28 protein-coding genes are annotated in these 25765 nt (G+C 68.4%); 4 read left to right on the top strand and 24 right to left on the bottom strand.

Annotated features, from left to right (window positions below):
- Positions 1–37: 37 nt before the first annotated feature.
- From flhB to fliE, 18 genes are all read right to left on the bottom strand, one after another.
- Positions 38–1174, bottom strand: a complete 1137-nt coding sequence (gene flhB, locus L3N39_RS11790) for a flagellar biosynthesis protein FlhB (protein ID WP_237257534.1) — start codon at positions 1172–1174, stop codon at positions 38–40.
- Positions 1175–1207: 33 nt separating this feature from the next.
- Positions 1208–1984 carry a flagellar biosynthetic protein FliR gene (fliR, locus tag L3N39_RS11785; protein ID WP_237257533.1) on the bottom strand — a complete coding sequence of 259 codons (777 nt, stop codon included), beginning with the start codon at positions 1982–1984 and terminating at the stop codon, positions 1208–1210.
- Complete coding sequence (gene fliQ / locus L3N39_RS11780) at positions 1984–2253, bottom strand: flagellar biosynthesis protein FliQ (RefSeq protein WP_237257532.1); 270 nt, start codon at positions 2251–2253, stop codon at positions 1984–1986. Before fliQ ends, fliR begins: the two co-directional genes overlap by 1 nt.
- 10 nt (positions 2254–2263) lie before the next feature.
- Positions 2264–3040 carry a flagellar type III secretion system pore protein FliP gene (gene fliP, locus L3N39_RS11775; RefSeq protein WP_237257531.1) on the bottom strand — a complete coding sequence of 259 codons (777 nt, stop codon included), beginning with the start codon at positions 3038–3040 and terminating at the stop codon, positions 2264–2266.
- Positions 3040–3459, bottom strand: a complete 420-nt coding sequence (gene fliO, locus L3N39_RS11770; RefSeq protein WP_237257530.1) for a flagellar biosynthetic protein FliO — start codon at positions 3457–3459, stop codon at positions 3040–3042. The genes fliP and fliO overlap by 1 nt, the downstream gene beginning before the upstream one ends.
- Positions 3460–3461: 2 nt before the next feature.
- Complete coding sequence (fliN, locus tag L3N39_RS11765; RefSeq protein WP_237257529.1) at positions 3462–3932, bottom strand: flagellar motor switch protein FliN; 471 nt, start codon at positions 3930–3932, stop codon at positions 3462–3464.
- A gap of 34 nt (positions 3933–3966) precedes the next feature.
- A complete protein-coding gene (gene fliM / locus L3N39_RS11760) occupies positions 3967–4938 on the bottom strand; it encodes a flagellar motor switch protein FliM (RefSeq protein WP_237257528.1) in 972 nt (323 codons plus the stop codon).
- Between the two features lie 11 nt (positions 4939–4949).
- Positions 4950–5480, bottom strand: a complete 531-nt coding sequence (fliL, locus tag L3N39_RS11755; protein ID WP_237257527.1) for a flagellar basal body-associated protein FliL — start codon at positions 5478–5480, stop codon at positions 4950–4952.
- Between the two features lie 150 nt (positions 5481–5630).
- A complete protein-coding gene (locus L3N39_RS11750; RefSeq protein ID WP_237257526.1) occupies positions 5631–6863 on the bottom strand; it encodes a flagellar hook-length control protein FliK in 1233 nt (410 codons plus the stop codon).
- Between the two features lie 82 nt (positions 6864–6945).
- On the bottom strand, positions 6946–7296 hold the full coding sequence (locus L3N39_RS11745; RefSeq protein WP_237257525.1) for an Hpt domain-containing protein: 351 nt from the start codon (positions 7294–7296) through the stop codon (positions 6946–6948).
- 29 nt (positions 7297–7325) lie between these two features.
- Positions 7326–8957: an ATP-binding SpoIIE family protein phosphatase gene (locus L3N39_RS11740; protein WP_237257824.1), complete on the bottom strand. Its 1632-nt coding sequence runs from the start codon at positions 8955–8957 to the stop codon at positions 7326–7328.
- 53 nt (positions 8958–9010) lie between these two features.
- On the bottom strand, positions 9011–9316 hold the full coding sequence (locus L3N39_RS11735; protein WP_237257524.1) for an STAS domain-containing protein: 306 nt from the start codon (positions 9314–9316) through the stop codon (positions 9011–9013).
- 219 nt (positions 9317–9535) lie between these two features.
- Complete coding sequence (fliJ, locus tag L3N39_RS11730) at positions 9536–9985, bottom strand: flagellar export protein FliJ (protein ID WP_237257523.1); 450 nt, start codon at positions 9983–9985, stop codon at positions 9536–9538.
- Between the two features lie 42 nt (positions 9986–10027).
- Complete coding sequence (fliI, locus tag L3N39_RS11725; protein WP_237257522.1) at positions 10028–11383, bottom strand: flagellar protein export ATPase FliI; 1356 nt, start codon at positions 11381–11383, stop codon at positions 10028–10030.
- A complete protein-coding gene (gene fliH / locus L3N39_RS11720) occupies positions 11373–12149 on the bottom strand; it encodes a flagellar assembly protein FliH (RefSeq protein ID WP_237257521.1) in 777 nt (258 codons plus the stop codon). Before fliH ends, fliI begins: the two co-directional genes overlap by 11 nt.
- A 4-nt stretch (positions 12150–12153) precedes the next feature.
- Positions 12154–13170: a flagellar motor switch protein FliG gene (fliG, locus tag L3N39_RS11715; RefSeq protein ID WP_237257520.1), complete on the bottom strand. Its 1017-nt coding sequence runs from the start codon at positions 13168–13170 to the stop codon at positions 12154–12156.
- Complete coding sequence (gene fliF, locus L3N39_RS11710; RefSeq protein ID WP_237257519.1) at positions 13163–14947, bottom strand: flagellar basal-body MS-ring/collar protein FliF; 1785 nt, start codon at positions 14945–14947, stop codon at positions 13163–13165. Before fliF ends, fliG begins: the two co-directional genes overlap by 8 nt.
- A 13-nt stretch (positions 14948–14960) precedes the next feature.
- Positions 14961–15290, bottom strand: coding sequence for a flagellar hook-basal body complex protein FliE (fliE, locus tag L3N39_RS11705; RefSeq protein ID WP_237257518.1), 330 nt, complete (start codon positions 15288–15290; stop codon positions 14961–14963).
- Between the two features lie 228 nt (positions 15291–15518).
- Between fliE and L3N39_RS11700 the strand changes: the two genes are divergently transcribed.
- Positions 15519–16700, top strand: a complete 1182-nt coding sequence (locus L3N39_RS11700; RefSeq protein WP_237257517.1) for a benzoate/H(+) symporter BenE family transporter — start codon at positions 15519–15521, stop codon at positions 16698–16700.
- A gap of 46 nt (positions 16701–16746) precedes the next feature.
- On the opposite strand, the gene L3N39_RS11695 is transcribed toward L3N39_RS11700, so the two are convergent.
- Complete coding sequence (locus L3N39_RS11695) at positions 16747–17505, bottom strand: SDR family oxidoreductase (RefSeq protein ID WP_237257516.1); 759 nt, start codon at positions 17503–17505, stop codon at positions 16747–16749.
- 206 nt (positions 17506–17711) lie between these two features.
- Between L3N39_RS11695 and L3N39_RS11690 the strand changes: the two genes are divergently transcribed.
- Positions 17712–18716 carry an NADP-dependent oxidoreductase gene (locus L3N39_RS11690; RefSeq protein WP_237257515.1) on the top strand — a complete coding sequence of 335 codons (1005 nt, stop codon included), beginning with the start codon at positions 17712–17714 and terminating at the stop codon, positions 18714–18716.
- Between the two features lie 33 nt (positions 18717–18749).
- On the opposite strand, the gene pyrF is transcribed toward L3N39_RS11690, so the two are convergent.
- On the bottom strand, positions 18750–19445 hold the full coding sequence (gene pyrF, locus L3N39_RS11685; RefSeq protein WP_237257514.1) for an orotidine-5'-phosphate decarboxylase: 696 nt from the start codon (positions 19443–19445) through the stop codon (positions 18750–18752).
- 187 nt (positions 19446–19632) lie between these two features.
- On the opposite strand from pyrF, the gene L3N39_RS11680 reads away from it, so the two are divergent.
- Positions 19633–19800, top strand: a complete 168-nt coding sequence (locus L3N39_RS11680) for a DUF2897 family protein (protein WP_237257513.1) — start codon at positions 19633–19635, stop codon at positions 19798–19800.
- Between the two features lie 128 nt (positions 19801–19928).
- The gene (locus tag L3N39_RS11675; RefSeq protein WP_237257512.1) at positions 19929–22511 is read left to right on the top strand and encodes a bifunctional diguanylate cyclase/phosphodiesterase; all 2583 of its coding nucleotides are present in this window, start codon (positions 19929–19931) and stop codon (positions 22509–22511) included.
- 7 nt (positions 22512–22518) lie between these two features.
- Here L3N39_RS11675 and L3N39_RS11670 read toward each other — a convergent pair whose 3' ends face one another.
- From L3N39_RS11670 to L3N39_RS11655, 4 genes are all read right to left on the bottom strand, one after another.
- On the bottom strand, positions 22519–23043 hold the full coding sequence (locus L3N39_RS11670) for a hypothetical protein (RefSeq protein WP_237257511.1): 525 nt from the start codon (positions 23041–23043) through the stop codon (positions 22519–22521).
- Positions 23043–24500, bottom strand: coding sequence for an aminotransferase-like domain-containing protein (locus L3N39_RS11665; RefSeq protein WP_237257510.1), 1458 nt, complete (start codon positions 24498–24500; stop codon positions 23043–23045). The genes L3N39_RS11670 and L3N39_RS11665 overlap by 1 nt, the downstream gene beginning before the upstream one ends.
- 113 nt (positions 24501–24613) lie before the next feature.
- Positions 24614–25414: an OmpA family protein gene (locus tag L3N39_RS11660; protein WP_237257509.1), complete on the bottom strand. Its 801-nt coding sequence runs from the start codon at positions 25412–25414 to the stop codon at positions 24614–24616.
- Complete coding sequence (locus tag L3N39_RS11655; protein ID WP_237257508.1) at positions 25411–25761, bottom strand: DUF4398 domain-containing protein; 351 nt, start codon at positions 25759–25761, stop codon at positions 25411–25413. The genes L3N39_RS11660 and L3N39_RS11655 overlap by 4 nt, the downstream gene beginning before the upstream one ends.
- Positions 25762–25765 lie beyond the last annotated feature (4 nt).

Below are 25765 nucleotides of genomic sequence, written 5' to 3'. Positions count from 1 at the left end.
AACCGGCGGCAAGCCTGGCCCGCGGCTTGCCGTTGCCCTACTCGTCGCGGCGCAGGTCCGGCGGGATCGGCAGGTCGTGCAGCGGCGCCGGCCGGCGGCCCCTGCCGGCCTGGTACTGGCGCAGCTGGTAGACATAGGCGAGCACCTGTGCAATGGCCAGGTAGAGGCCGGCGGGAATCTCGCGGTCGACCTCGGTCGAGTAGAACACCGCCCGCGCCAGTGCCGGCGACTCGAGCACCGTGACGCGGTGCTCCTGGGCGATCTCACGGATCTTCAGCGCGACGAAATCGCCGCCCTTGGCCACCAGCATCGGTGCCCCGCTCCGCTCGGCGTCATACTTGAGCGCCACGGCGAAGTGCGTCGGGTTGGTGATGACCACGTCGGCCTCGGGCACCGCCTGCATCATGCGCCGCTGCGCCGCGTCGCGCTGCAGCTGGCGGATACGTGACTTGACCTCCGGCTTGCCCTCGGAATCCTTGTACTCGTCCTTGACCTCCTGCTTGGTCATCATCAGTTTTTGCTTGTTGTCCCAGAGCTGGAACGGCACATCCACCGCAGCGATCAGGATCAGCCCGCAGGCCATCCACAGTGCGCACCAGCCGACGATCTCAGCGCTGTGCATGATCGCCAGGTCCAGCGGCTGCTTGGCGATCGACAGCAGATCGTCTTCGTAGGCCGACAGCACCGCCAGCGCCACCAGCAGCACCACGAGGAACTTGCCCAGTGCCTTGAGCAGCTCGACCAGCGCCTTGGTGGAGAACATCCGCTTGAGCCCGGCGGCCGGGTTCATCCGGCTGAACTGCGGCGCCATCGCCTTGGCCGAGAACAGCCAGCCACCCAGCGCCATGGGCCCGGCGATCGAGGCGATCAGCAGCACCAGCAGCAGCGGGATCACCGCCTTGAGCGCCAGGGAACCGCCGGCCAGCAACAGCAACGCCATGCTGCCCGGGTCGAAGAGCATCTCGCGGCTGAGCTCGAAGCTGCCGCGCATCAGCCCCATCAGCGCCTGCGCCAGGCCGCTGCCGGAGGCCAGCAGGCCGCCGATCCCGGCGACCGTCACCGCCACCGTGTTGAGTTCGCGGGAACGGGCGATCTGCCCCTTCTCACGGGCATCGCGCAGGCGTTTCTCGGTAGGTTCCTCGCTCTTGTCCGCGCCGTTCTCATTCTCGGCCATGGGCGACCTCCGCCAGCAACGAAGACAGCTTCATCAGCGCAACCCCACCAGTTCGCGGAGCATCTCCAGCGCCTGGCCGACGAACACCTGGTACTGCGCCAGGATGTCGGCCATGCCGACCCACACCACGATCAGGCCGAGCACCAGGGTCAGCGGGAAGCCGATGGAAAAGATGTTCAGCTGCGGCGCGGCGCGGGTCATCAGGCCGAACGCCAGGTTGATCACCAGCAGCGCGGTGATCGCCGGCAGCACCAGCAGCAGGCCGGCGCCAAGCACCCAGCCGAGCTTGCTGGCGACCTCCCAGAAGTGGTTGGTCGACAGCCCCGAGCCGACCGGCAGGGTGACGAAGCTCTCGGTGAGGATCTCCAGCACCACCAGGTGCCCGTTCATCGCCAGGAACAGCAGGATCACCAGTAAATTGAAGAACTGGCCGAGCACCGGCACCGAGATGCCGTTGGCCGGGTCGACCATCGAGGCGAAGCCCAGGCCCATCTGCATGGCCAGCAGCTGGCCGGCGACGATGAACAGGTGGAAGAACAGCTGCAAGACGAAGCCGAGCATCACGCCGATGAGGATCTGCTCGGCGATCAGCAGCATCGCGCGCAGGCTCAGCGCCTCCACCTCCGGCATCGGCCCCAGGGTCGGCGCCAGCACCAGGGTGATCGCCAGCGCCAGGTACAGGCGGATACGTACCGGCACCAGCTGCGTGCCGATGATCGGCATGCTCATCAGCAGCGCGCCGACGCGAAACAGCGGCAGCATGAACTGCGCCACCCAGGCGCCGATCTGCGCGTCGGATAGCGCCAGCATCAGCCGATGATCAGCGGGATGTTGGTGATCAGGTTCTGCGTGTATTCCATCAGCTCACGCACCAGCCAGGGTCCGGCCCAGATCAGCGTCAGCAGCATGACCAGCAGGCGCGGCAGGAAGCTCAGGGTCTGCTCGTTGATCTGCGTGGCGGCCTGGAACATCGCCACCACCAGGCCGACCACCAGGCTCGGCACCACCAGCACGCCGACGATCACGGCGGTCATCCACAGGCCTTCGCGAAACAGGTCGACCGCGACTTCGGGCGTCATGACGAGCCTCCTAGAGGGTGCCGAAACTGCCGGCCAGGGTGCCGATGATCAGGCCCCAGCCGTCGACCAGCACGAACAGCATGATCTTGAACGGCAGCGAGATGATCAGCGGCGAGAGCATCATCATGCCCATGGCCATCAGCACGCTGGCCACCACCATGTCGATGATCAGGAACGGGATGAAGATCATGAAGCCGATCTGGAACGCGGTCTTCAGCTCGGAGGTGACGAACGCCGGGACGAGGATGGTCAGCGGCGTGGCCTCCGGGCCCTGGATGTCGGTGCGCTTGGACAGGCGGACGAACAGCGCCAGGTCGCTCTCGCGCGTCTGCGCCAGCATGAAGGCCTTGAGCGGCACCTCGGCGCGGGCGATGGCGTCCTGCGCCGGCAGCTGCTCGGCCAGGTAGGGCTGCAGCGCCTCGCGGTTGATGCGCTCGAACACTGGTGCCATGACGAACAGGGTGAGGAACAGCGCCAGGCCGACGAGGATCTGGTTCGACGGCGTCTGCTGCAGGCCCAGCGCCTGGCGCAGGATGGAGAAGACGATGATGATCCGCGTGAAGCTGGTCATCAGCATGACGAACGCCGGGATGAAGCTCAGCGCCGTCATGATCAGCAGGATCTGCAGGCTGACCGAGTACTCCTGCTGGCCCTCGGCGTCGGTCGAGAGGGTGATCGCCGGGATCGACAGCGGATTGTCGCCCTGGGCCACCAGGCCGCCGGCGTCCTGCGCCAGGGCGAGCGGCGCGACGGCCAGCAGCAGGACCGTCAGCAATATGCGCAGCATCAGCTCTTGTCCTTGTGGTCCTTGCCCAGCAGGTCCATCAGGCGCTGGGCGAATTCGGGATTGGCCGGCTCGGCATCCGGCAGCAGCACCGGTTCCTTGAGCACATGCAGCGGAGTGATGCGCCCGGCCGAGAGGCCGATCAGCACCTGCTCGCCACCAACCTGCACCAGCACCAGCCGCTCGCGCGGGCCCAGCGCCTGGCTCGAGACCAGCTTGATGGCCTGCGGGCCACGCGGGTTGAGGTGCTGCACGCGGCGCAGCAGCCAGGCGAGCAGGAAGATCAGCCCGATGACCAGCAGCAGGCCGAGCAGCAGTTTGGACAGCTGCGCGCCCAGGTCGGCGCTGCTCATGCCGCTGGCCGGCTCGGCGGCCAGTACCGGCAGGCTGAGGAACAGGGCGAGCAAGCCAAGTACGCGCATGGTCAGCGCAGCTTCTTGATGCGTTCGGTGGGGCTGATCACGTCGGTCAGGCGGATGCCGAACTTCTCGTTGACCACCACCACCTCGCCATGGGCGATCAGGGTGCCGTTGACCAGCACGTCCAGCGGCTCGCCGGCCAGGCGGTCGAGCTCCACCACCGAGCCCTGGTTGAGCTGCAGCAGGTTGCGGATGCTGATCTCGGTGCTGCCCACCTCCATGGAGATGGACACCGGGATGTCGAGGATCACGTCCAGGTTCGGCCCTTCCAGGCCGAGCGGCTGGCCGTTGGCCTTAGGCGGGTTGCCGAAGTCCTCCAGCGGCGCGCGTGGCGCGGCCGGCTTCGGCGCGGCGCCCTGGTTGAGCAGCGCGTCGATGTCGTCCTGGCTGGCGTCGCCGGCCTCGGCCAGCGCGGCGGCCCACTCGTCGGCCAGCGCCTGTTCCTCGGGAGAAGTGTTTTCGTATTCGTCTGCCATCGCGGGTCCTCGAGGCGTGAAATGGGGTTGGGCGTCAGCGCGAGCGCTGCACCGGTTCGAGCACCTGCAGCGCCAGGTTGCCCTTGTGCGCGCCGAGCTTGACCTTGAAGGCCGGCATGCCGTTGGCACGCATGATCATGTCCTCGGGCATTTCCACCGGGATGACGTCGCCGGGCTGCATGTTGAGGATGTCGCGCAGCTTGAGCTGGCGGCGCACCACCGTCGCACCGAGCGGCACGTTGACATCGAGGATGTCCTCGCGCAGCGCCTTGACCCAGCGCTCGTCCTGGTCGCTGACGTCGGACTGGAAGCCGGCGTCGAGCATCTCGCGGATCGGCTCGATCATCGAATAGGGCATGGTCACGTGCAGGTCGCCGCCACCGCTGTCCAGCTCGATGTGGAAGGTCGAGACCACCACCACCTCGCTGGGGCTGACGATGTTGGCCAGCGCCGGGTTCACTTCCGAGTTGATGTACTCGAAGTTGACGTCCAGCACCGCGTGCCAGGCTTCCTTGAGGTCGTTGAAGGCCTGGTCGAGGACCATGCGCACCACCCGCAGCTCGGTCGGGGTGAACTCGCGGCCCTCGATCTTGGCGTGGCGGCCGTCGCCGCCGAAGAAGTTGTCGACCAGCTTGAACACCAGCTTGGCGTCGAGGATGAACAGCGCCGTGCCGCGCAGGGGCTTCATCTTCACCAGGTTGAGGCTGGTCGGCACGTACAGCGAATGCACGTACTCGCCGAACTTCATCACCTGCACGCCGCCCACCGAGACATCCGCCGAGCGGCGCAGCAGGTTGAACATGCTGATGCGGGTGTAACGGGCGAAACGCTCGTTGATCATCTCCAGCGTGGGCATGCGCCCGCGGACGATGCGGTCCTGGCTGGTCAGGTCGTAGCTCTTGATGGAGCCCGGCTCGGAATCGCTCTCGGTATCCACCAGGCCGTCGTCGACGCCATGCAGCAGCGCGTCGATCTCGTCTTGCGAAAGGAGGTCTTGAACAGCCATCAGCCGGGCCCCTACTGCAGTACGAAGTTGGTGAACAGCACTTGCTCGACGGCAAGCTTGCCGATTTCCTTCTGCGCCAGTTCCTGCACGGTACTGGTTGCCTGCTGGCGCAGCATCTCCTTGCCGACAGGCGTCATCAGCGCCGCGAAATCCTGACCGGAGAACAGCATGACCAGGCGGTTGCGCAGCAGCGGCATATGTTGTTTGAGTGCATCGAGCGCCAATTGATCGCGCGACATCAGCGCGACGCTCACCTGCATGTAGCGCTGGCGGCCGTTGTGCGCGAAGTTGACGATGAACGCCGGGGCCAGCGGCTCGTAGACCGCCGCTTGCTTGCCATCCGGCGCACCGGCAGCCTGCTCGGCCGCGGCATCGGGCGTGGCCTCGTCGCGGCCCAGGAAGAACACCGTCCCGCCGATCGACAGGCCGATGGCCAGTAGGAAGGCCACCGCGATCGCGATGATCAGCTTCATCCGGCGCTTGCCGTCGGCGTCGCTGGCGCCGGGGATCGGCGGCCCTGGGGGGAGCGGTTTCTTTGCCATGCCAAAATTCCGTCATCGTGCTCGGCTGAGCGCAGTTGCTGACGCTTGGAGCAACTGCTGTGCCAACTGGCCCAGCAGAGCAAGGCATGCCGCGCTGTGCAACCCCGGGCTGACGAGGCGGATGCCCGCGCCAGGGGCGCGGGTGGCGGGTCAGGCGTAGAAGTCGACCAGGCCGCGGCCGCCGCCGGCACGATTGGCGGCCACCTCGCTGCTGCCGACCACCCGCTCGGCGTCGTCCCCGGCGTCAGGCCCAGCACCGCGGGCGCTGCCCGCCTCGCCCTGCTCGCGGCCCTGCCAGCCGCGCGCGGACTGGTCGGAGACATTCACGTTCAGCAGCCCCAGGCCCTGCTGGTCGAACATCTCGCGCAGGCGCTGCACCTGCCCTTCCAGCGCATCGCGCACGCCGGCATGCGGGCTGAGGAAGGTGACCTGCGCCTGGTCGCGGTTCATCTCGATACGCACTTCCATGCGCCCGAGCTCGGCCGGATCGAGCTGGATTTCCGCGGCCTTGAGGTTCTGGCTGGACAGCCACATGACCCGGTCGGTAACCGCCTCGCTCCAGCCGGCCTGCTGCATCTGCACCGGCTGGCCGGGGACCAGCGGCGGGCGGCTCGGTTGCAGGTGCGGCTGGGCCAGGGTCGGATTCAGTGTGGCAACGCGTGCGGCCGACGGTTCGCTGGCGCCCGGACGCGACTCCTTCGGTGCTTCGACGCTTTCCAGCAGCTCGGCGAAGGCGCCTTCCACCTCGCCCGACAAGCCCTCGCCTGCTGCCGCCTCCGGCTCGACGGGCGCCTCGGCATCGAGCGACAGCAGCGCCTCGGTAGGCTTGCCGGCCGGCTCGACAGTCGCGCCCGGCAGGCCCTTGGCGTCAGCCTTGCCGAGTGCGCCGAGGTTGCCCGGCTCGCCTTCACCGGCAGCCGCGGCGCCTTCGCCCGGCAGGCCCGGCAGCAGCACGCCCTGGGGCAGGCCGGTCAGTGCCAGGCCCGGCTGCGCCAGCGGCTCGGCGCTGGTCTGCACGGTCGGCAGCGGCGTGCCGCCCAGGCCGAACAGCAGCAGCGGGTCGAGCTCGCCCTCGGCAACCGGCTCGTCCGGCAAGGCCTCGTCGACGGCAGGCAACGGCTTGCCGTCTGCGGCAAGCGTCGGCTTTTCGGCGCTGTCTTCGCCTGCCGCACCAGCCGGCCCGGCAGGCTTCGCCGATTCTTGGCGCGACGCTGTCGCCGGCCGCTCGGCCGGTTTGTCCTGGCGCTCGCGAGCGTACACCTCGGAGAAGCTGGAACGCCCGCCGTCAGCGGGCTCGCGCGCCGATTCAGGCGCACGCGAGGCGACCTTCGGGCGCGCATCGACGGAAGGGGTTTGCAGCAGAAAGTCGGGGGAAACGGCCATGGCGGGTAGCACTCGCAGATTCTTACCGCACGAGCTACAGCAAGTTCCGCGCCAGGCCACAAGGCAGGATCAGGGCTGGCAATCAGGCGAAACGCTGGCGCTCGGCGCGGAACAGGATGCCGACGATGGCGAATTCGCGCTCGATACCCTCGACGCACCCCGCCGCGCCTTCCAGTCGGCCGTCGCGGGCCATTTCCTCGAGGGCGAAGCACAGCTCGGCCAGGCGCACCGCGCCCAGGTTGCTGCAACTGCCCTTGAAGCTGTGCGCCGCGCAGCGCAGCGCCTCGCTGTCGCCGCTGGCGAGCGCGCGCCGGAGGCTGAGCACGCGCTCCTGGGAGTCGAGCAGGAAGGTATCGAGCAGCACCGGATACTCGGTCTCCATGACCTCCTGCAGCGTGACCAGGATGGCGCTATCCAGATGCTCGTCGGACACCGGGCGACTCCTTTAGGGCAAAGGCCGGATTATGCACGAGCGCCCCAGCGGAACTCCACGATCAGGCCGTCCGCGCCGTCATGCTCGAGGCTGTCGCTCAGCTGGCGGACCAGGCGCAGGCCGCGCCCGCCGAGCCCGGCTGGGCGATAGTCCTCGGCCAGCACGCGGACGACGTCGAAGCCGGCGCCGCTGTCGCGGATGCCGATACGCAGGCAGCCGCCGGCCTCGTCGCCGTGCACCTGCAGGCGCAGGCGGATATGACCGTGGCGCAGATCGGCCAGGCGCTGGCGACGCAGTTCGTAGTACTGTGCGAAGCCCGTGGCATCACGCTTGATCGCCGAGTCCAGGGCCAGCACGCCGTGCTCCAGGGCGTTGGAATAGAGCTCGGCCAGCACTGTATAGATCGCTCCCGCCCGCGGCCGCAGCGGCTGCGTCTGCAGCAGCACCTGCAGGATCAGCGGCAACGGATTGGCCGTGCGCAGGCTGTCGGCGCGCAATTCGAACTCGGCCACCCAGTCGAGCGCGCGCGGCTCGAACGGCGCTGCGAGGGAAGGCGTCGCGCGTGGCGGCGGCTCGCCGATGGTCACCTCGACCAGGCTGAGGTCGTCCTGGGCCTGGCCATGGAACGCCGCCAGGGCCTGCTCGATGCGGTCGAACAGCTGCTCCGGCGCGCTGCGCTCGAGCACCTCGAGCAGGCGCTGCTCGCCGAACAACTCGTCACGGGCATTGCGGCTTTCCACCACGCCGTCGGAAAGCAGCAGCAGGCGGTCACCGTCCTGCAGCGGATAGGTCTCGCAATGGCCGTCGAACTTCGCCGGGGCCAGCACGCCCAGCGGCAGGTGGCGCGAGCGCAGGGCGATCCGCGAGCCGTCGGCGCGGATCAGGTAGCCGTCCGGCAGGCCGCCGTTCCACACCCGCAGCACCCGGCGATGGAAATCGATGTCCAGCAGCGCCACGCAGCAGAACATCTCCACCGGCAGGATCTGCTTGAGCTTGCCGTTGAGCTCGCGAAGGATGTCGCCGCTGGCATGGCCCTTGGCGGTCATGCCGTAGAAGGTCTCGGCCAGCGGCATGGCGCCGATCGCCGCCGGCAGGCCGTGGCCGGTGAAGTCGCCGAGCAGGACGAACATCTGCCCGGCCGGGGCCTGGGCCGCCAGCAGCAGGTCGCCATTGAACAGCGCCCGCGGCGACTGGCGGTAGCGCACGTTGGGAATATCCAGGCCGCCGGCGTGGGCGACCTTGTCGAAGATTGCCTTGGCCGCGCGCTGCTCGTCGAGCAGCTGCTGGTTGCGCCGGGCAATCAGGTCGCGCTGCTCGAGCACCGTGGCCTGTAGCCGGCGCAGGCGGTGCAGCGCCTTGATCTTGGCCTGCAGCACGATGGGGTTGTAGGGCTTGGCGATGAAGTCGTCGCCGCCGGCTTCCAGGCAGCGCACCAGCGCCTCGTTCTCGCTGAGCGAGGTGAGGAAGATGATCGGCACCAGCTCGTCGCCGGCCATGGCCTTGATCGCGCGTGCCGCCTCGAAGCCGTCCATCACCGGCATCAGCGCATCCATCAGCACCAGCTGCGGGCGCTCCTGCTCGAACAGCGCGACGGCCTCCAGGCCATTGGCGGCAGTGAGCACGCGGTGGCCCTGGCGCGAGACGATGGTCGACAGCAACATGCGGTCGACCGGGCTGTCCTCGGCGACGAGGATGGTCAGCCCGTAGTGGGTATTCAAGCGATCACGAACAGCTTTTCGAAGTTGGACACCTGCAGGATCCGGCGTACGTCCGGATTGCAGTTGAGCAGGCGGATGTCGGCCTCGTCGCCGCCGGCATGGTCGCGTAGCAGCAGGAGCATGCCCAGCGCCGAGCTGTCGAGGTAGTTGGCGCCCTGCAGGTCCAGCACATAGCGCTGCGGGCTCACGTCCGGGCGCAGGTAGGCCTCGCGGAAAGCCTGGTGGGCGTTGAAGTCGAAGCGGCCGCTGATGATGATCGTCAGCTCGCGACCATCCGCCGATGGCTGGGATGTAATGGTCATGTAGCGTCCCTCTGGTCCGGTACGAGATGGGCAGGCCGGCTGGCGCCGACGGGCTTGGCTCGCTGTGTCATGCAAAACAGCTGGCGACCTGCGCCGCAGGCGGCGGCAGGTTCACTGCTCAGCGGATGGGCTCGCTCTGTTCTGTTCAAACGACCTGTCGCGGGCTGCTGCAATGAAGCGCGACAACATTTATCACCCCGCGGCCGGCAGCGGCAAGCGTCAATCCGGTTTGCGCCCGGCCAGGCGCTGGGCGAACTCGTCCAGCAGCTTCTGCTCGCGCTTGTCGGCGGCCACGCGCGCCTCGCGCAGGTAACCGTCGACCAGCTTGCCGAGGCCCTCCACCCGGGCGTGACGCTGCTGCCACTGGCTGCGCAGCTTGCCGAGGTTGTCGCGGTACCAGGCCACGCTGCGCTGCTGCTGGGCGATGGCCGACTCGAGCTGGGAGAGAAAGCGCTGGTAGTTCATCAGCCACTGGCCGGAGACACCCTGGCTGCCCTGCTGCATCCACTGCTGCTGGTAGTCGCCGAAGTATTGCTCCAGTTCGGCGAGCTTGCCCTCGGCCTGCGCCAGTTGCGCCTGGCCCTGGCTGAACAGGCGCGCCGCCTCGCGCTCGGCCTTGGCGGCCATCTCCACCACCGGCGCCAGGCGGTCGGCCCGGCTAGGCGCCATGGCTGCCTCCAGGCTGCGCGGTGCGGCGCGCCGACGGGCTCATCAGGCCGGCCGCGGGGCGAAGATGGACGCCAGCTGCGCCGCGCTGGCCGCCAGCGGTTCGCTCTCGTCCAGGCCCTGGCGCAGGTAGCGCACCATCTCGGCCTGGCGGGCGATGGCCAGGTCGGTCTCGGCATCGCCGCCAGGCACGTAGGCGCCGACGCTGATCAAATCGCGGCTCTGCTGGTAGCGTGACCACAGCTGCTTGAAGCGCTGGGCGCTGCGCAGGTGCTCGACGCCGACCACCGCCGGCATCACCCGGCTGATCGAAGCCTCGATGTCGATCGCCGGGTAGTGGCCTTCCTCGGCCAGCCGGCGCGACAGCACGAGGTGGCCGTCGAGTACGCCGCGGGCGGCATCGGCGATCGGGTCCTGCTGGTCGTCGCCCTCGCTCAGTACGGTGTAGAAGGCGGTGATCGAGCCGCCGCCCTTCTCCGCGTTGCCGGCACGCTCGACCAGGCTCGGCAGCTTGGCGAACACCGACGGCGGGTAGCCCTTGGTCGCCGGCGGCTCGCCGATGGCCAGGGCGATTTCGCGCTGGGCCTGGGCGTAGCGGGTCAGCGAATCCATCAGCAGCAGCACGTTCTTGCCCTTGTCGCGGAAGTATTCGGCGATGCGCGTGCAGTACTGCGCGGCGCGCAGGCGCATCAGCGGCGCCTCGTCGGCCGGCGAGGCGACCACCACCGAGCGCTTGATGCTTTCCTCGCCGAGGATGTGCTCGATGAACTCCTTCACCTCACGGCCACGCTCGCCGATCAGCCCGACGACGATGATGTCCGCCGCGGTGAAGCGGGTCATCATGCCGAGCAGCACCGACTTGCCCACGCCGGTGCCGGCGAACAGGCCCAGGCGCTGGCCGCGGCCGACGGTGAGCAGGCCATTGATGCTGCGGATGCCGACGTCCAGCGGTTCGCTGATCGGATGGCGCTTGAGCGGGTTGATCACCGGGCCGTCCATCGGCACCCAGTCCTCTGCCTTCATCCCGCCCTTGCCGTCCAGCGCGCGACCGGCGCCGTCGAGCACCCGGCCGAGCATCGACATGCCCATCGGCAGGCGCCCGGTGTTGGGCAGCGGCACCACCCGTGCGCCCGGCGCAATGCCGGCCAGGCTGCCGACCGGCATCAGGTAGAGCTTGCCGGCGGAGAAGCCCATGACCTCGGCCTCGACCTGGGTCGGGTGGTAGCTGTCGTCGTTGATCACCAGGCAGCGGCTGCCGACCGCGGCGCGCAGGCCCTCGGCCTCCAGTGTCAGGCCGACCATGCGCAGCAGGCGGCCCTCGAGGATCGGCTGGCCGGGCAGCGCGACCGCCTCGCCATAGGCCGCCAGGCGTTTGGCGAAACTGACCCGGTCAAGGCGCATCGCTACCGCCCAGGTCCAGGTGCAGGTCGGCCGCCGGCGGGTGCGTGGCGTTCTCGCGCTGCTGTTCGAACAGCTGCTTGATCGCCTGGGTCAGGCGCGTCTCGATGCTGGCGTCGATGCGGCTGTGCTCGGTCTCGATATGGCAGCCACCGGGCAGCAGGCTGGCATTCTCGAGGATGCGCCAGCTCTCCTCGTGGCGCTCGCGCAGCGCGCGGACCAGCTCGAAGTCCTGCGGGTTGACATGGATACGCACGTTGGCCGCGCCCATCGGCAGCAGCTTGAGCGCCTCGCGCAGCACCTGGCGGATCTGGCTGGAGTCGATCAGCAGGTCGCGCTGGATCACCTCGCGCGCCATGTGGCTGACCAGGCTGACCAACGAATGCTCGAGATCGCGGTCCTGCTCGGCGATCGGCTCGAGCAGCTGCGCCATCAGCTTCTCCAGGCTGTCCAGGCGCACGGCCAGGGCCTGTTCGGCCTCCTGCCGGGCCTTGAGCTGGCCGGCATGGAAGCCGTCGCGCTCGCCAGTGCTGAAGCCCTCGTTGTAGGCCGCCTGGCGAATGGCCTCGAGCTCGTCGAGCGTCAGCGGTTTGACGTCCTCGACGGGCACCTCCTCGCTGTGGGCGATCTCCTCGACCACAGGCTCGGGCTCGGCCAGCGGTTGCGGCTGGGCCTCCTGGGCCGGATCGAAGCTCGGCAGCGCCCAGCGGTCGAAGCCGCTGACGTCGCGCGCACGGATCAGTTCGCTCGGATTGTCCTTGCCGGCCATCGGGTCAGATCATCTCTTCGCCGCCCTTGCCGCCGAGGACGATCTCCCCGGCCTCGGCCATGCGGCGGGCTATGGTGAGGATTTCCTTCTGCGCGTTCTCCACGTCGCTGACGCGCACCGGGCCCTTGGCTTCCAGGTCGTCGCGCAGCAGTTCGCCGGCGCGCTTGGACATGTTCTTGAAGATCTTCTCCTTGATCGCCTCGTCAGCACCCTTGAGCGCCATGACCAGCACGTCGGAGGAGACCTCGCGCAGCAGCACCTGGATGCCGCGGTCGTCGATGTCGGCCAGGTTGTCGAAGACGAACATCAGGTCCTCGATCTGCTGCGACAGGTCCTCGTCGACCTCGCGGATGGCGTCCATCAGCTGGCCTTCGATGGAGCTGTCCAGGTAGTTCATGATGTCGGCGGCGCGCTTGACCCCGCCCAGGCTGGCGCGGCTGGTGCTGGTATTGCCAGAGAACTGCTTCTCCAGGATCAGGTTCAGCTCCTTGAGCGCCGCCGGCTGCACGGTGTTGAGCGAGGAGACGCGCAGCACGATGTCCAGGCGCACCTTGTGATCGAAATGGTTGAGCACCTCGCCGGCCTGGTCGGGGTCGAGGTAGGCCACCACGATCGCCTGGATCTGCGGGTGCTCGTAACGGATGACATCGGCCACGGCGCGCGGCTCCATCCATTTGAGGCTGTCCAGACCGCTGGTATTGCCGCCCAGCAGGATGCGGTCGATCAGGCCACCGGCCTTCTCCTCGCCCAGGGCCTGGGTGAGCATCTTGCGGATGTAGCTGTCCGAGCCGACGCCCAGGCTGGTCTGGTCGCCGACGATCTCGACGAACTCGCCCATCACCTGCTCGATCTGCGCCTTCTGCACGTTGCGCATCTGCGCCATGGCGGTGCCGACGCGCTGCACTTCCTTGGGCCCCAGGTGCCGCAGCACCTGGGCGGCATCGGTCTCGCCCAGCGAGAGCAGGAGGATGGCAGCCTTGTCGACCTTGTTGAGCTTGGTCGGTATGCGATTGTCACTCATCGGCGTTGATCCACTCTTTCACCACCTGGGCCACCCGTCCCGGGTCCTCGGCCACCAGGTTCTTGATCGCATTGAGCTGGGCTTCATATCCCTCGCTCGGACTCGGCAACATGATGTTCTGCGGGCCGCTCAGGCTGACCCGGTCATTGGCCAGGGCCGCATCGACCGCATCGCCCTCGCCCGCTTCGGCGCCCCCCTCGACCGGCAGCAGCTGCTTGCTCTGCGCGGTGGTGGTGAGGTTCTTCAGCACCGGGCGCAGCACGCCGAACACCAGCACCAGGATGAACAGCACGCCCAGCACCTGTTTGACCACGTCCCAGAACCAGGGCTGCGAATAGAAGGGTATTTCCATCGCGGTGTCGTCGAAGGTGTCGGGGACGAACGGCGTGTTGATCACGCTGACGCTGTCGCCACGGCTGGCATCGAAGCCCACGGCGTCCTGCACCAGGCGGGTGAAGCGTGCCAGGTCGTCGGCCGTCCACGGCTTGCGCACCGCTTCGCCAGCCTCGTTGAGACCGACCTGGTCGTCCACCACCACGGCGACGGACAACCGGCGCAGGCGGCCGTGCTGCTGCTTGGTGTAGCTGATCGAGCGGTCCAGCTCGTAGTTGCGGGTCGACTGCTTGCGCTTGTCGGCCGGGTACGGTGCAAGCATCGGCTGGCCGGTGGCCGGGTCGATGACCTGCTGGCCGTTGGCGTCGAGCAGCGGCTGGCCGGGCGCGACCGCGCCGGCAGCCGCCGCGGCCTGGTTGGCTTGCTCGGGCGCCGAGGCCGGGCCCGGCGGCTGGTTGCTCAGGGCACCCGGCACGCCCTGCGGCGGCAGGCTGCTCTGGCGCTGCTCGTCGACGCTCTGCTCGCTGCGCAGCGCCGGCTGGTCGGGGTTGAAGGTCTCGGAGGTGGATTCCACCGCGCTGAAGTCGACGTCCGCGGAAACTTCCGCCTTGTAGCGGCCGCTGCCCAGCACCGGCTGCAGGATGTTGTGCACGCGCTGGGTATAGAGGCCTTCCATGCGGCGGCTGTAGTCGAACTGCTTGCCGGCCATGGTCAGTTCGGAGAGCTCCTGCTGGTCGGACAGCAGGTTGCCCTTCTGGTCGACCACGGTGACCTGCGACTTGTTGAGTTCCGGCACGCTGGTGGCCACCAGGTTGATGATCGCCATCACCTGGCTCGGCTCGAGGGTGCGCCCCGGATACAGCTCGACCAGCACCGAGGCGCTGGGCTTGCGCTCGTCGCGCACGAACACCGAGCTCTTCGGGATCGCCAGGTGCACGCGGGCGCCCTTGACGTTGTTCAGGCTGGAGATGGTGCGCGCCAGCTCGCCTTCCAGCCCGCGGCGGTAGCGGGTGGCTTCCATGAACTGGCTGGTGCCCAGGCCCTGCTCCTTGTCGAGGATCTCGAAGCCGACGTTGCCGTCGTTCTGCGCGATGCCGGCGCTGGCGAGCTTCAGCCGCGCCCGCGCCAGGTCGTCGGTCTTGACCAGCAGCGCGCCGGAGTTGGGCTCGACGGTGTAGGCGATGTCGGCCGCGGCGAGGGTCTCCATCACCTGGTTGGCGTCCATCCCGGCGAGGCTGCCGAGCAGCGGGCGATAGTCCGGTTGCTGCGACCAGAGCACCACGGCGAAGCCGATGGCCACGCTCGCGGCGAGGCCGACCAGCAGACCGATCTGCCGCAGTACGGACATCTCGGAGAGATTCTCCAGGAACGACAAGCCCAGCAGCGGCTTCTTCTCTGCGCCACCACCTGCCGGAACCGGAACGTTGCTCACCGCGTCAGCCATAATTCAAACCGCCTCACACCGGCATCTGCATGATGTCTTGATAAGCCTGGACCAGCTTGTTGCGAACCTGGGTCAGGGCCTGGAAGGAAATGCTGGCCTTCTGCGAGGCGATCATCACTTCGGTCAGGTCGACGCCGCCCTGCCCCATCTCGAAAGCCGAGGCGAGCTGGCTGGCGGACTGCTGGGTCTCGTGTACCTTGTTCACCGCGGCGCCGAGCATCTCCGAGAAGCTCGGGGCACCGGCCTGCTGCGGCTCGGCCACCGGCCGGGTACGCGCCATGGCATCGGTCTGCATGGCCCGCATTTCCAGCATCAAGCGATTGAATTGAACACCCTGACTCATCTATTTCCTCCACAGCCGCGGTTTTTTTGACGCCTCGCGGCAGGCACGGGGTAGATAGCAACAAGGGTGCCAGAAGATCCAAAGCCGCCCGGCACAGGGGCCGCCTTTCGTCGCCCGCGCCGACGACTGTTATGCCCATTGCCCGGCCGGCTGTACCGCGACGCCGGCCAGCAGCGCCCCTAGGCTAGGCCCCAGTCCCCTTCCGACCGCCAGGCAGAATCGATCGACATGAGCCAAGCCCTCCCCGCCGTGCGCCCCCTGGCCGACAGCTCCGTCGCGAGCGTGGTCGCCGGTTTCATCGCCATGCTCACCGGCTACACCAGCTCGCTGGTGCTGATGTTCCAGGCCGGTCGCGCGGCGGGCCTCAGCGAGGCGCAGATCTCCTCGTGGATCTGGGCGCTGTCGATCGGCATGGCGATCTGCAGCATCGGCCTGTCGCTGCGCTACCGCACCCCGGTGGTGGTGGCCTGGTCGACGCCCGGCGCGGCGCTGCTGATCAGCAGCCTGCCGGGGGTACCCTACGCCGAGGCCATCGGCGCCTTCATCTTCGCCTCGGCGCTGATCGTGCTGTGCGGCCTGACCGGCAGCTTCGAACGACTGATGCGCCGCGTCCCGGCATCCCTGGCGGCGGCGCTGCTGGCCGGCGTGCTGTTCAACATCGGCGTGGAGATCTTCCGCGCGGTGGAAGTCCAGCCGCTGCTGGTGCTCGGCATGTTCTTCACCTACCTGCTGAGCAAGCGCCTGCTGCCGCGCTACGCCGTGCTCGCCGCGCTGCTGGCCGGCTGCCTGATCGCCGGCCTCGGCGGCCTGCTGGATTTCCAGCGCCTGAGCCTGCAACTGGCGGTCCCGGTGTGGACCACGCCGGCGCTTTCCTTAGCCGCGATCTTCAGCATCGGCATCCCGCTGTTCGTCATCGCCATGGCTTCGCAGAACATGCCGGGGCTGGCGGTGCTGCGCGCCGAGGGCTACCAGGTGCCGGCCTCGCCGCTGATCTCGGTGACGGGAATCGCCTCGCTGCTGCTGGCACCGTTCGGCTCGCACGGCATCCACCTGGCAGCGATCACCATGGCCATCTGCGCCGGCCCCGAGGCCCATGCCGAGCCGGGCAAGCGCTATACCGCGGCGGTCTGGTGCGGGGTGTTCTACGGCATCGCCGGGATCTTCGGCGCCACCCTGGCGGCGCTGTTCGCGGCCTTTCCCGCGGCGCTGGTGCTGTCGATCGCAGCACTGGCGCTGTTCGGCTCGATCGGCTCGGGGCTGACCCAGGCGATGCAGCAACCGCACGAGCGCGAGGCGGCGCTGATCACCTTCATGGTCACGGCATCGGGGCTGACGCTGTTCGGCATCGGCGCGGCGTTGTGGGGGTTGATTGCCGGGGTGCTGACGCTGCTGATCCTGAACGGACGGTGATCGTCGAGTGGCAAGCCGGTAGGGTGGCCTGCCAGGCGCCGACCGGCTAGATCGCTGTCGCGCCGCCATCCACCGCCAGCGCGTGCCCGGTGGTGAACGCCGCACCATCGCTGCACAGGTAGAGCACCGCCGCGGCGATCTCCTCGGCCTTGCCCACCCGCCCGACCGGGTGCATCGCGGCGGCGAACTCGGCCTTGCGCGGATCGGCCTCGTAGGCACGGCGGAACATGTCGGTGTCGATCACCGCCGGGCATACCGCGTTGACCCGGATGCCCTTCTTCGCATACTCGATGGCCGCCGACTTGGTCAGCCCGATCACCGCGTGCTTGGACGCCGAATAGATGCTCATCTTCGGCGCCGCGCCGAGCCCGGCCACCGAGGCGGTGTTGACGATCACCCCGCCGCCCTGGGCCAGCATCAGCGGCAGCTGGTGCTTCATGCACAACCAGACACCCTTGACGTTGACGCCCATGATGGCGTCGAACTCCGCCTCGCTGCCCTCGGCCAGCTTGCCCTGCTCGATCTCGATGCCGGCATTGTTGAACGCGTAGTCGAGCCGGCCGTACTGCGCCAGAGTCTGCTCGATCAGCGCCTTGACCTGCACGTCGCGGGTGACGTCGCAACGCGCGAAAAACGCCTCGCCCCCTGCGTCGACGATGGCCTGGGCCACACCCTCGCCGGCCGGGTCGATATCGGCGACCACCACCTTCAGGCCCTGTTCGGCGAACGCCAGCGCCGTGGCGCGGCCGATGCCCGCGCCGGCACCGGTGACCAGTGCGACCTGGCCGGAGAATTTCATGCTCATGCTGTCCATCCCTATGTGATGTCGAAGCCATGCCGCGCCCGGATCGTGACCGGGAACAGCAGGTCGGTCAGCTTTATACCGCCCCGGCCAGCCACGCGCCGGCTCCATCAACGCTCTGGATGCCGACGCATATCCGCCGCCGGGCCGAGCTTGCAGCCCCCCGCCCGAGGGGCTAAACCAGCCACTTTCGAACCCGCGAGGCCGCCATGAACGACAAGAACCAGCAATACCTGCTCGCCGCCCGCCCGGTCGGCGCGCCCACCCGCGAAACCTTCAGCTTCGTCGAGAACGAGCTGGGCGAGCCGGGCCCGGGGCAGATCCTGGTCCGGGTCAAATACCTGTCCATCGACCCGGCGATGCGTGGCTGGATGAACGACGCCAAGTCCTACATCCCGCCGGTCGGCATCGGCGAGGTGATGCGTGCGCTCGGCGTAGGCGAGGTCGTCGCCTCGCAGCATCCGGGCTTCGCCGTGGGCGACCAGGTCAACGGCGCGCTGGGCGTGCAGCGCTATTTCCTCGGCGAGCCGAAGGGCTTCTACAAGGTCGACCCGCAGCAGGCGCCGCTGCCGCGCTACCTGTCGGCGCTGGGCATGACCGGCATGACCGCCTACTTCGCCCTGCTCGCCGTCGGCCAGCCGAAGGCCGGCGACACGGTGGTGATCTCGGGGGCGGCCGGCGCGGTCGGCAGCGTGGCCGGGCAGATCGCCCGGATCAAGGGTTGCCGGGTAGTCGGCATCGCCGGCGGCGCCGACAAGTGCCGCTTCCTCGTCGACGAACTCGGCTTCGACGGCGCCATCGACTACAAGCAGGAAGATGTCGCGGCGGGCCTCAAGCGCGAGTGCCCGAAGGGCGTGGACGTCTATTTCGACAACGTCGGCGGCGACATCCTCGATGCGGTGCTGACGCGCATCGCCGTCGGTGCGCGGGTGGTGCTCTGCGGCGCCATCAGCCAGTACAACAACAAGGAAGCGGTCAGGGGCCCGTCGAACTACCTGTCGCTGCTGGTCAACCGCGCGCGCATGGAGGGCATGGTGGTCACCGACTACGTGCAGCGCTACCCCGAGGCCATGCGCGAGATGGCCGGCTGGCTGGCGAGCGGCCAGCTGAAGAGCCGCGAGGATATCGTCGAGGGGCTGGAAACCTTCCCCGAGACGCTGATGAAGCTGTTCACCGGGGAGAACTTCGGCAAGCTCATCCTCAAGGTGAGCTGAACCAGGGCCGGCCCGCAGCCGGCCCGCGTCGCGTCAGGCCAGTTCGGCGACCACCGCGGCCAGCGCCTGGGCCGGGTCGGCTGCCTGGCTGATCGGCCGGCCGATCACCAGGTAGTCGGAGCCGGCGGCCATCGCCTGGGCCGGGGTGAGGATGCGGCGCTGGTCGTCCTGGGTGCTGCCCGCCGGGCGGATGCCGGGCGTCACCAGCTGCAGGCGGGCGAACTGCTGCTTGAGCTGCGGCGCTTCCTGGGCCGAGCAGACCAGCCCGTCGAGGCCGGCGCGCTCCGCCAGCCCGGCCAGGCGGAGCACCTGCTGCTGCGGCTCGATGTCCAGGCCGAGGTCGGCCAGGTCGGCCTGCTCCATGCTGGTCAGCACGGTGACGCCGATCAACAGCGGCACCGGGCCGCCCATCCCGGCCAGGGTCTCGCGGCACGCCGCCATCATTCGCAGGCCACCCGAGCAGTGCACGTTGACCATCCACACACCCAGTTCGGCGGCCGCCTTGACGGCCATCGCCGTGGTGTTGGGGATGTCGTGAAACTTGAGGTCGAGGAAGACTTCGAAGCCCTTGTGCCGCAGCGCCTCGACGATGGCCGGGCCGCAGCGGGTAAAGAGTTCCTTGCCGACCTTGACCCGGCACAACGCCGGATCGAGGCGATCGGCCAGCGCCAGGGCCGCTTCGCGGGAGGGGAAGTCAAGGGCAACGATGATGGGGGTCTGACAGGTCATGGCCAAGCCTTGAGAGGAATTCGCCGGGCATTGTCGCAGAAATCCCGCCGGGCGACGAAAGCGCGGCCTTGCGGTCGAAATCAGCAGAGGCTTGATCAGAAAACGGTGACCGGCCCGGCATGTCCACGTAAAGTGCGCGGACTATCGCCGTTTCCGGCACCACCAACCGCCCGCCTGGAGAGAAACCATGCCCTGGTATTTCTGGCTGATCCTGGCCGTCGCGCTGGGCTCGATCGTTGGCAGCCTGCTGTTGCTGCGCGATGGCGCACGCAAGATCCCGCTGACCGAAGAGCAGAAGAAGCGCATCGCCGAGCGCAACGCCAAGGCCGATGCCGAAGACGCGCGGGACCGCTGACCGCTCCCTGCGCCCAGGCCGGCTTCGCATCCAAGCCATATCTGCAATACGTCGGCCGATCGCGACAAGTGATGGCAATAGGCCTTCATTGACGCGATCATACGCGCCGCTCCGTTGGAACCGTCGTCATGTCCTCTGCACATCCCGCCGCCGAACACCAGGCACCCGACATTCGCGCTGCCTTCGGCCGGCGCATCCTGCCTGCGATGAGCGGCCTGCTGGCCTTCACCCTGCTCGCTGCCGCCCTGGCCATCGTCAACATCGCCCTGCGCATCGATGACGATGTCGTCAGCCAGAACCGCTTCCTCGCCGAAAAGGCCGTGCAGACCGAGCGCGACTGGCTGCTGCGCTCGGTCGTCGACTACGCGTTCTGGGGCGACGCCTATGTCCACTTGAAGAGCGTCGAGCCCGATATCGGCTGGGCCTTCGAGCAGAGCAACTTCGGCCCTTCGCTCTATCCCGATTTCGGCTACGAGGCGGTCTTCGTCGTGCATCCCTCCGGGCAGACCAGCTATGCCGTGGTGCGCGGCGAGCTGCAACAGCTGGACGCCCACCAATGGCTGGGCGCCGGGCTCGACCGGCTGCTCGAACAGGCCCGCCAGGCCGCCGGGGACGAAGAGGCTGCGGTCGCCCTGCTCGCGGCCGAGCGTCTGCCGGCGGTGGTCGCCGCCGCAGCCCTGACGCCGGGGGATAGCGGCATCCAGCCCGATCCGGGCCCGGCGCCGGTGGTGCTCTTTGTCGACCTGCTCGACGAAGAGCGCCTGCGCAAACTGGGCGACCACTACGGCATCGCCGACCTGCGCCTGCTGTCACCCGCCGAGCCGCATGCCGAGCCGAGCGTGAACCTGGACCTGGGCAACGGCTCGCGCCTGCCGCTGACCTGGACACCGGAGCGCCCGGGGCGCCTGCTGCTGTGGGTCGCGCTGCCGATCCTGGTGCTGGTCGCGCTGGGGCTCGGCCTGCTGGCCTGGCTGCTGTCGCGCCAGGCGATGCGCACCCTGCGCCTGATGAGCGAAAGCTATGCAGCCGTCGATCGCAGCCGCCGCGCGCTGGCGGCAAGCGAGGCGCGCTTTCGCGATGTCGCCGAGGCAGCTTCGGACTGGATCTGGGAAACCGACGCCGAGGCACGCCTGAGCTACCTGTCGGATCGCTTCCGCGAAATCACCGGACACCCGACGGAACACTGGCTCGGCCGGCCGCTGATCGACCTGCTGATCACCGACAGCGCCGCGCTCGCGCAGTGGCTCGAAGCACCCCGCCAGCCGTTGCGCTGCAGCTACCGCGCCGCCGACGGCTGCGAACGCGTCTGCCGCCTGGTCGCCCGGCCGGTGCTGCAGGACGGCCGGCCGGCCGGCTACCGCGGCACCGCCAGCGACATCACCGAAGAGACCCGGGCGCAGGCGCGCATCGCCTACCTGTCGCAACACGACGCGCTGACCGGCCTGCCGAACCGCTCGCGCATGCGCGAGTACCTCGAGTCCCGGCTGGCCAACATGAAGCGCGAGGAATCGCAGCTGGCGGTGTTCTACATCGATCTCGACCGTTTCAAGCCGGTCAACGACACCCTCGGCCATGCCGCCGGCGACGAGGTGCTCAACGGCATCGCCCGGCGCCTCAAGCGCTGCACCCGCGAAGACGACATGGTCGCGCGGGTCGGCGGCGACGAATTCGTCATGGTGCTCGGCCGCCTGGCTGACCGCCAGGCCATCGACCAGCTCTGCGCACGGATCGTCCAGGCCGTGGCACTGCCCTTCCAGCTCGAGGGCAGCCAGGTATTCGTCGGCGCCAGCATCGGCATCGCGACGGCACCGGGCGACGCCACCAGCGCCAGCGAGCTGCTGCGCTGTGCCGACGTGGCGCTGTACAAGGCCAAGGCCGATGGACGCGGCACCTGGCGCTTCTACGGCCATGAGCTGGACCGCGGCCTGCAGAATCGCCTGGAACGCGAGGACGAGCTGCGTACTGCGATCCTCGAGCAGCAGTTCGAGATCCACTACCAGCCGCGTTTTCGCAGCCAGAACCTACGCATCACCGGCGCCGAGGCCCTGCTGCGCTGGAAGCATCCCAGCCGCGGGCTGCTGATGCCCGAGCAGTTCATCGCCCTCGCCGAACAGAGCGGGCAGATCGTCGCGCTGGGCCGCTGGGTGCTGCGCCAGGCGTGCCTGGACGCCAGCCGCTGGCCGGGCGATGCGGTGGTCTCGGTCAACCTCTCGCCGCAGCAGCTGCACGAGCGGCTGCTCGACGACCTGCGCCAGGCACTCGCCGACAGCGGCCTGCCGGCCCAGCGCCTGGAGCTGGAGATCACCGAAACGGCGCTGCTGCAGGACAGCGACGACCTGCTGGCGCTGCTCAACGAGATCAAGGCGCTGGGGGTGCGGCTGGCGATGGACGACTTCGGCACCGGCTATTCGTCGATTCGCAGCCTGCGGCAGTACCCGTTCGACGTGATCAAGATCGACGACAGCTTCGTCGGCACCATCGAGCACAACGCCGAGGACCACTCCATCGTGCGCGCGCTGATCGAGCTGGGGCGTGGCCTGCAGCTTGGCGTGACGGCCGAGGGCGTCGAGACCGAGGAGCAGCTGCAACTGCTGCTCGATGACGGCTGCACCGAGGTACAGGGCTTCCACATGAGCGAGCCGCTGACCTCGCCGGCCCTGGCGGCCATGCTGCTCGACCACGGCGAGGTCGATACGCCGACACGGGCCTGAGCACCGCTCAGCGCTTGATTTCGAACTGGATCTCGGCGCCCTCGATCAGCGGCTCGTTTTCCTGCTCGCCGGGAATCAGGCGCCCGCTCATCTGCACCGGCGCCTGGCCGTCGGGGCCGAACAACGGCGGCAGCAGCGGCTCGGCTGCCGCATTCGCCGGCTCGGCAAGTTCCTCGACCCAATCCTCGGGCAGGCTCAGGTCGAGCTCCGGCGCCGCCAGCTCGACCTGTTCGACCGGCTGTACGGGCGGTGCCGGCTTCGGTTGCGGCGTCGGCTCCGGTGTCTCCTGCGGCGGTGCGGGTTGCGCAGGCGCAGGCGCGGGCTCCGGCAGGCTGATCTCCACGGCCGGCTTCTCTTCGGTCTGCCCATCGATGGCGGGCACGCTGATGCGCAGCTCGGCCGGCTTGTCCGGCTGCGCCTGCTGTTGCGCCGCAGGCGCCACAGGCGCCCGGTCCGGCCTGGTGTCGTCCGCCGCGCGCTCGTCGCAGGCGCCCAGCAGCAGCGCCACTAGCAGCCAGGGCAGTCGCCACATCAACGGGCGCGCCCGGCGGGCGCCGCAGCCAGCGCCTGGTCGCAGAGTTCGCGCGCGAGCCTGCCAAGGGTGCGCAGGGCGCGCTCGGTCTCGGCGTTCCACGGCAGCCCGCAGTTCAGCCGGATGCAGTGATTGAACTGCTCGGTGTTGCTGAAGATCGGCCCGGGGGCGATGCTGATGCCCTGGGCCAGGGCCTGCACATGCAGCTCCTGGGTATTGACCGGCGCCGGCAGGCTGACCCAGAGGATGAAGTTGCCCTTGGGTCGGGTCATCTGCGTGCCTTCGGGAAAGTAGCGCTGCACGGCGAGCTGGAACGCCGAGAGGTTCTTGCGGTACTCCTGCCGGATGAAGCGCAGGTGCCGATCGTAGCCGCCATTCTCCAGGTAGGCGGCGACCGCCATCTGCGTCACGCTGCAGGCCGAATGGGTGCTGAAGGTCTGCAGGCGCTCGACTTCGGCCTGATGCCGGCCGGCGATGATCCAGCCGATGCGCACCCCCGGCGAGAGTGTCTTGGAGAAGCTCGAGCAGTAGATCACCCGGCCGTCGTGGTCGTTGGACTTCAGCGCCTTGTAGGTGCCCTGCTCGAACATCAGCTCACCGTAGATATCGTCCTCGACGATTTGGATATCGAAGCGCGCGGCCAGGTTCAGCAGCTGCTTCTGCCGGCTGTCCGGCATGCTCACGCCCAGCGGATTGCTCAGCCGCGCCGTCAGCACCAGCGCCTTGATCGGCCACTGGCTCGCGGCCAGCTGCAGTGCCTCCAGGCTCATGCCGGTTTCCGGATCGCTGGGGATCTCGATGACCTTCAGCCCCAGCAGGTCGGCCAGCTGCAGCAAGCCGTAGTAGGTCGGCGACTCGGCGGCGATCAGGTCGCCGGGGCGGGTCAGCACGCGCAGCGACATCTGCAGCGCATCGACGCAACCATGGGTAATGACGATTTCCGACGGCGCGACCACCACGCCGGCATCGCGCATGCGGATGGCGACCTGCCGGCGCAGCGGCTCGTAGCCGGGGCTGAACATGTAGCTGAAGGCGCGCGGGCTGTGGAAGCGGGTGACCTTGGCCAGCTGCTGGTGCAGCGCGCGGACCGGCAGGTAGTCGACATGCGGCACCGCCGCGCCAAAGGGCACCAGGCCCTCGCGGCGGCACTCGCTGAGCACCTGGTTGATGATGCTGCTGCGGGTCACCAGCGTGGGCCGCTCGACCCGCGCGATGTCCGGCGTGGGCGCGGTCAGCATCGGCGTGTGGTGGACGTAGAAGCCCGACTGCGGCCGCGCCTTGATCATGCCCTGGTCTTCGAGGTTGGCGTAGGCCTGCAGCACAGTGGCGTGGCTGACGTTGAGCTGGGTGCTCAGCTTGCGCACCGAGGGTACGCGCTCACCCGGGCGGTAGACGCCGCGGCGGATGTCCTCGGCCAGTTGTTGCGCGATACGTTGATACAGCAACAGATTGGTCATGGTCCTTGCCTCCGCCAACTGAACCGTAACAGTAGCTCAGCTGGCTGGCAGCACACCAATACAGTTATTGCGGATATGGACGCAACAGTGCGTACCAGAGCCGCCGCGGCGGCTCAGCGGTCAGGTGCCAACTGGCCCTTGGCATCGGAGAAGAGGATCTCGACCCGCCGGTTCTGCGCCCGCCCGCGCGCCGAGGCGTTCTCGGCGATCGGAAACTGCTCGCCATAGCCGCGCACTTCCAGCCGCCCGGCCGCAATCCCCAGGTCCAGCAGCACCGAGGCGACCGCCCGCGCCCGCGCCCGCGACAGTTGCAGGTTCTCCTCGGCCTGGCCACGGCTGTCGGTGTAGCCCTCGATGCGCACCCGGCGCTGCGGATTGAGCTGCAGGAAATGCGCGAGCTTGAGCAGCGTGCGGTTGGCCTCCGGGCCGAGGCGGTCGCTGCCGGCGCGGAAGAGCACGTCGCCGAGAGTCATCACCAGGCCGCGATCGGTCTCGGTGGCCGCCAGGCTGATCATCTGGTCTTCCATCCACTGCCCCTGCTGCAGGTTGAGCAGGCGCGCGTCCTGCAGCATGCGGCGCAGGCGCTCGCGGTCCATCTCCAGGCGCACCGCCTGCTGCTGGTTGGCCAGCAGCGCACCATGCTGGCGGGCGATCTCGCTGTAGCTCAGGCTGAGGTAGGCATAGTGGCGGGCGTCCTGCGCACCGCCGATGTAATGAGAGAAGCGCTGCGCACGCTCGAGCGTCTCGCCGGCGCGGGCAACGTCCCTCGGCGCGCCACGCACCAGCTCGGCATCGCTGCTGACCTGCTGGTAGGCCGCCGCGGCCTGGTCGAGCTGCTCGCGCAGCGCCTGGTCGGCGCAACCCGCGCCGAGGCCGGCCGCGACCAGCAGCAGGGTGATACAGATCCTTTTCATTGCACCTTCCCCAGCTTCTCGCGAACACGCTCGATGCTGCGCCTGAGTTCGGCCAGCTGTGCGCTGCTCTTCTGGCTCAGCACGCGCGCCTCGGCCAGTCGTGCATCCAGCTCGGCCTGCTCGGCCAGCAACCGCGCCTGGCGGTGATCACCCTCGGCCATCGCCAGCCGGGCCTCGCTCAGTTTCGCCTCGGCCAGGGCCAGCTCGGCGATCTCGTCGGTCGCGCCGATCGCCCGCGCCTGCTGCAACGCAGCGGCGGTCAGGCGCAGCTGCTCGCTGGGTGCAGGATCGCTTGCACACGCCGACAGCAGCAGGGCCAGGAATACGGAAGGAAGAAGCTTGTTCAACGGA

Source organism: Pseudomonas oligotrophica, assembly GCF_021726475.1.
Classification (GTDB): Bacteria; Pseudomonadota; Gammaproteobacteria; order Pseudomonadales; family Pseudomonadaceae; genus Stutzerimonas; species Stutzerimonas oligotrophica.
Note: the sequence above shows the minus strand (reverse complement) of the source record. Positions and strands in the feature narration are given on the sequence as shown.

Excerpts from the sequence above, each read along its gene's own strand:
- flhB (WP_237257534.1), bottom strand. The coding sequence starts at position 1,174 with ATGGCCGAGAATGAGAACGGCGCGGACAAGAGCGAGGAACCTACCGAG.
- fliR (WP_237257533.1), bottom strand. The coding sequence starts at position 1,984 with ATGCTGGCGCTATCCGACGCGCAGATCGGCGCCTGGGTGGCGCAGTTC.
- fliQ (WP_237257532.1), bottom strand. The coding sequence starts at position 2,253 with ATGACGCCCGAAGTCGCGGTCGACCTGTTTCGCGAAGGCCTGTGGATG.
- fliP (WP_237257531.1), bottom strand. The coding sequence starts at position 3,040 with ATGCTGCGCATATTGCTGACGGTCCTGCTGCTGGCCGTCGCGCCGCTC.
- fliO (WP_237257530.1), bottom strand. The coding sequence starts at position 3,459 with ATGCGCGTACTTGGCTTGCTCGCCCTGTTCCTCAGCCTGCCGGTACTG.
- fliN (WP_237257529.1), bottom strand. The coding sequence starts at position 3,932 with ATGGCAGACGAATACGAAAACACTTCTCCCGAGGAACAGGCGCTGGCC.
- fliM (WP_237257528.1), bottom strand. The coding sequence starts at position 4,938 with ATGGCTGTTCAAGACCTCCTTTCGCAAGACGAGATCGACGCGCTGCTG.
- fliL (WP_237257527.1), bottom strand. The coding sequence starts at position 5,480 with ATGGCAAAGAAACCGCTCCCCCCAGGGCCGCCGATCCCCGGCGCCAGC.
- L3N39_RS11750 (WP_237257526.1), bottom strand. The coding sequence starts at position 6,863 with ATGGCCGTTTCCCCCGACTTTCTGCTGCAAACCCCTTCCGTCGATGCG.
- L3N39_RS11740 (WP_237257824.1), bottom strand. The coding sequence starts at position 8,957 with ATGTTGCTGTCGACCATCGTCTCGCGCCAGGGCCACCGCGTGCTCACT.
- L3N39_RS11735 (WP_237257524.1), bottom strand. The coding sequence starts at position 9,316 with ATGACCATTACATCCCAGCCATCGGCGGATGGTCGCGAGCTGACGATC.
- fliJ (WP_237257523.1), bottom strand. The coding sequence starts at position 9,985 with ATGGCGCCTAGCCGGGCCGACCGCCTGGCGCCGGTGGTGGAGATGGCC.
- fliI (WP_237257522.1), bottom strand. The coding sequence starts at position 11,383 with ATGCGCCTTGACCGGGTCAGTTTCGCCAAACGCCTGGCGGCCTATGGC.
- fliH (WP_237257521.1), bottom strand. The coding sequence starts at position 12,149 with ATGGCCGGCAAGGACAATCCGAGCGAACTGATCCGTGCGCGCGACGTC.
- fliG (WP_237257520.1), bottom strand. The coding sequence starts at position 13,170 with ATGAGTGACAATCGCATACCGACCAAGCTCAACAAGGTCGACAAGGCT.
- fliF (WP_237257519.1), bottom strand. The coding sequence starts at position 14,947 with ATGGCTGACGCGGTGAGCAACGTTCCGGTTCCGGCAGGTGGTGGCGCA.
- fliE (WP_237257518.1), bottom strand. The coding sequence starts at position 15,290 with ATGAGTCAGGGTGTTCAATTCAATCGCTTGATGCTGGAAATGCGGGCC.
- L3N39_RS11700 (WP_237257517.1), top strand. The coding sequence starts at position 15,519 with ATGAGCCAAGCCCTCCCCGCCGTGCGCCCCCTGGCCGACAGCTCCGTC.
- L3N39_RS11695 (WP_237257516.1), bottom strand. The coding sequence starts at position 17,505 with ATGAGCATGAAATTCTCCGGCCAGGTCGCACTGGTCACCGGTGCCGGC.
- L3N39_RS11690 (WP_237257515.1), top strand. The coding sequence starts at position 17,712 with ATGAACGACAAGAACCAGCAATACCTGCTCGCCGCCCGCCCGGTCGGC.
- pyrF (WP_237257514.1), bottom strand. The coding sequence starts at position 19,445 with ATGACCTGTCAGACCCCCATCATCGTTGCCCTTGACTTCCCCTCCCGC.
- L3N39_RS11680 (WP_237257513.1), top strand. The coding sequence starts at position 19,633 with ATGCCCTGGTATTTCTGGCTGATCCTGGCCGTCGCGCTGGGCTCGATC.
- L3N39_RS11675 (WP_237257512.1), top strand. The coding sequence starts at position 19,929 with ATGTCCTCTGCACATCCCGCCGCCGAACACCAGGCACCCGACATTCGC.
- L3N39_RS11670 (WP_237257511.1), bottom strand. The coding sequence starts at position 23,043 with ATGTGGCGACTGCCCTGGCTGCTAGTGGCGCTGCTGCTGGGCGCCTGC.
- L3N39_RS11665 (WP_237257510.1), bottom strand. The coding sequence starts at position 24,500 with ATGACCAATCTGTTGCTGTATCAACGTATCGCGCAACAACTGGCCGAG.
- L3N39_RS11660 (WP_237257509.1), bottom strand. The coding sequence starts at position 25,414 with ATGAAAAGGATCTGTATCACCCTGCTGCTGGTCGCGGCCGGCCTCGGC.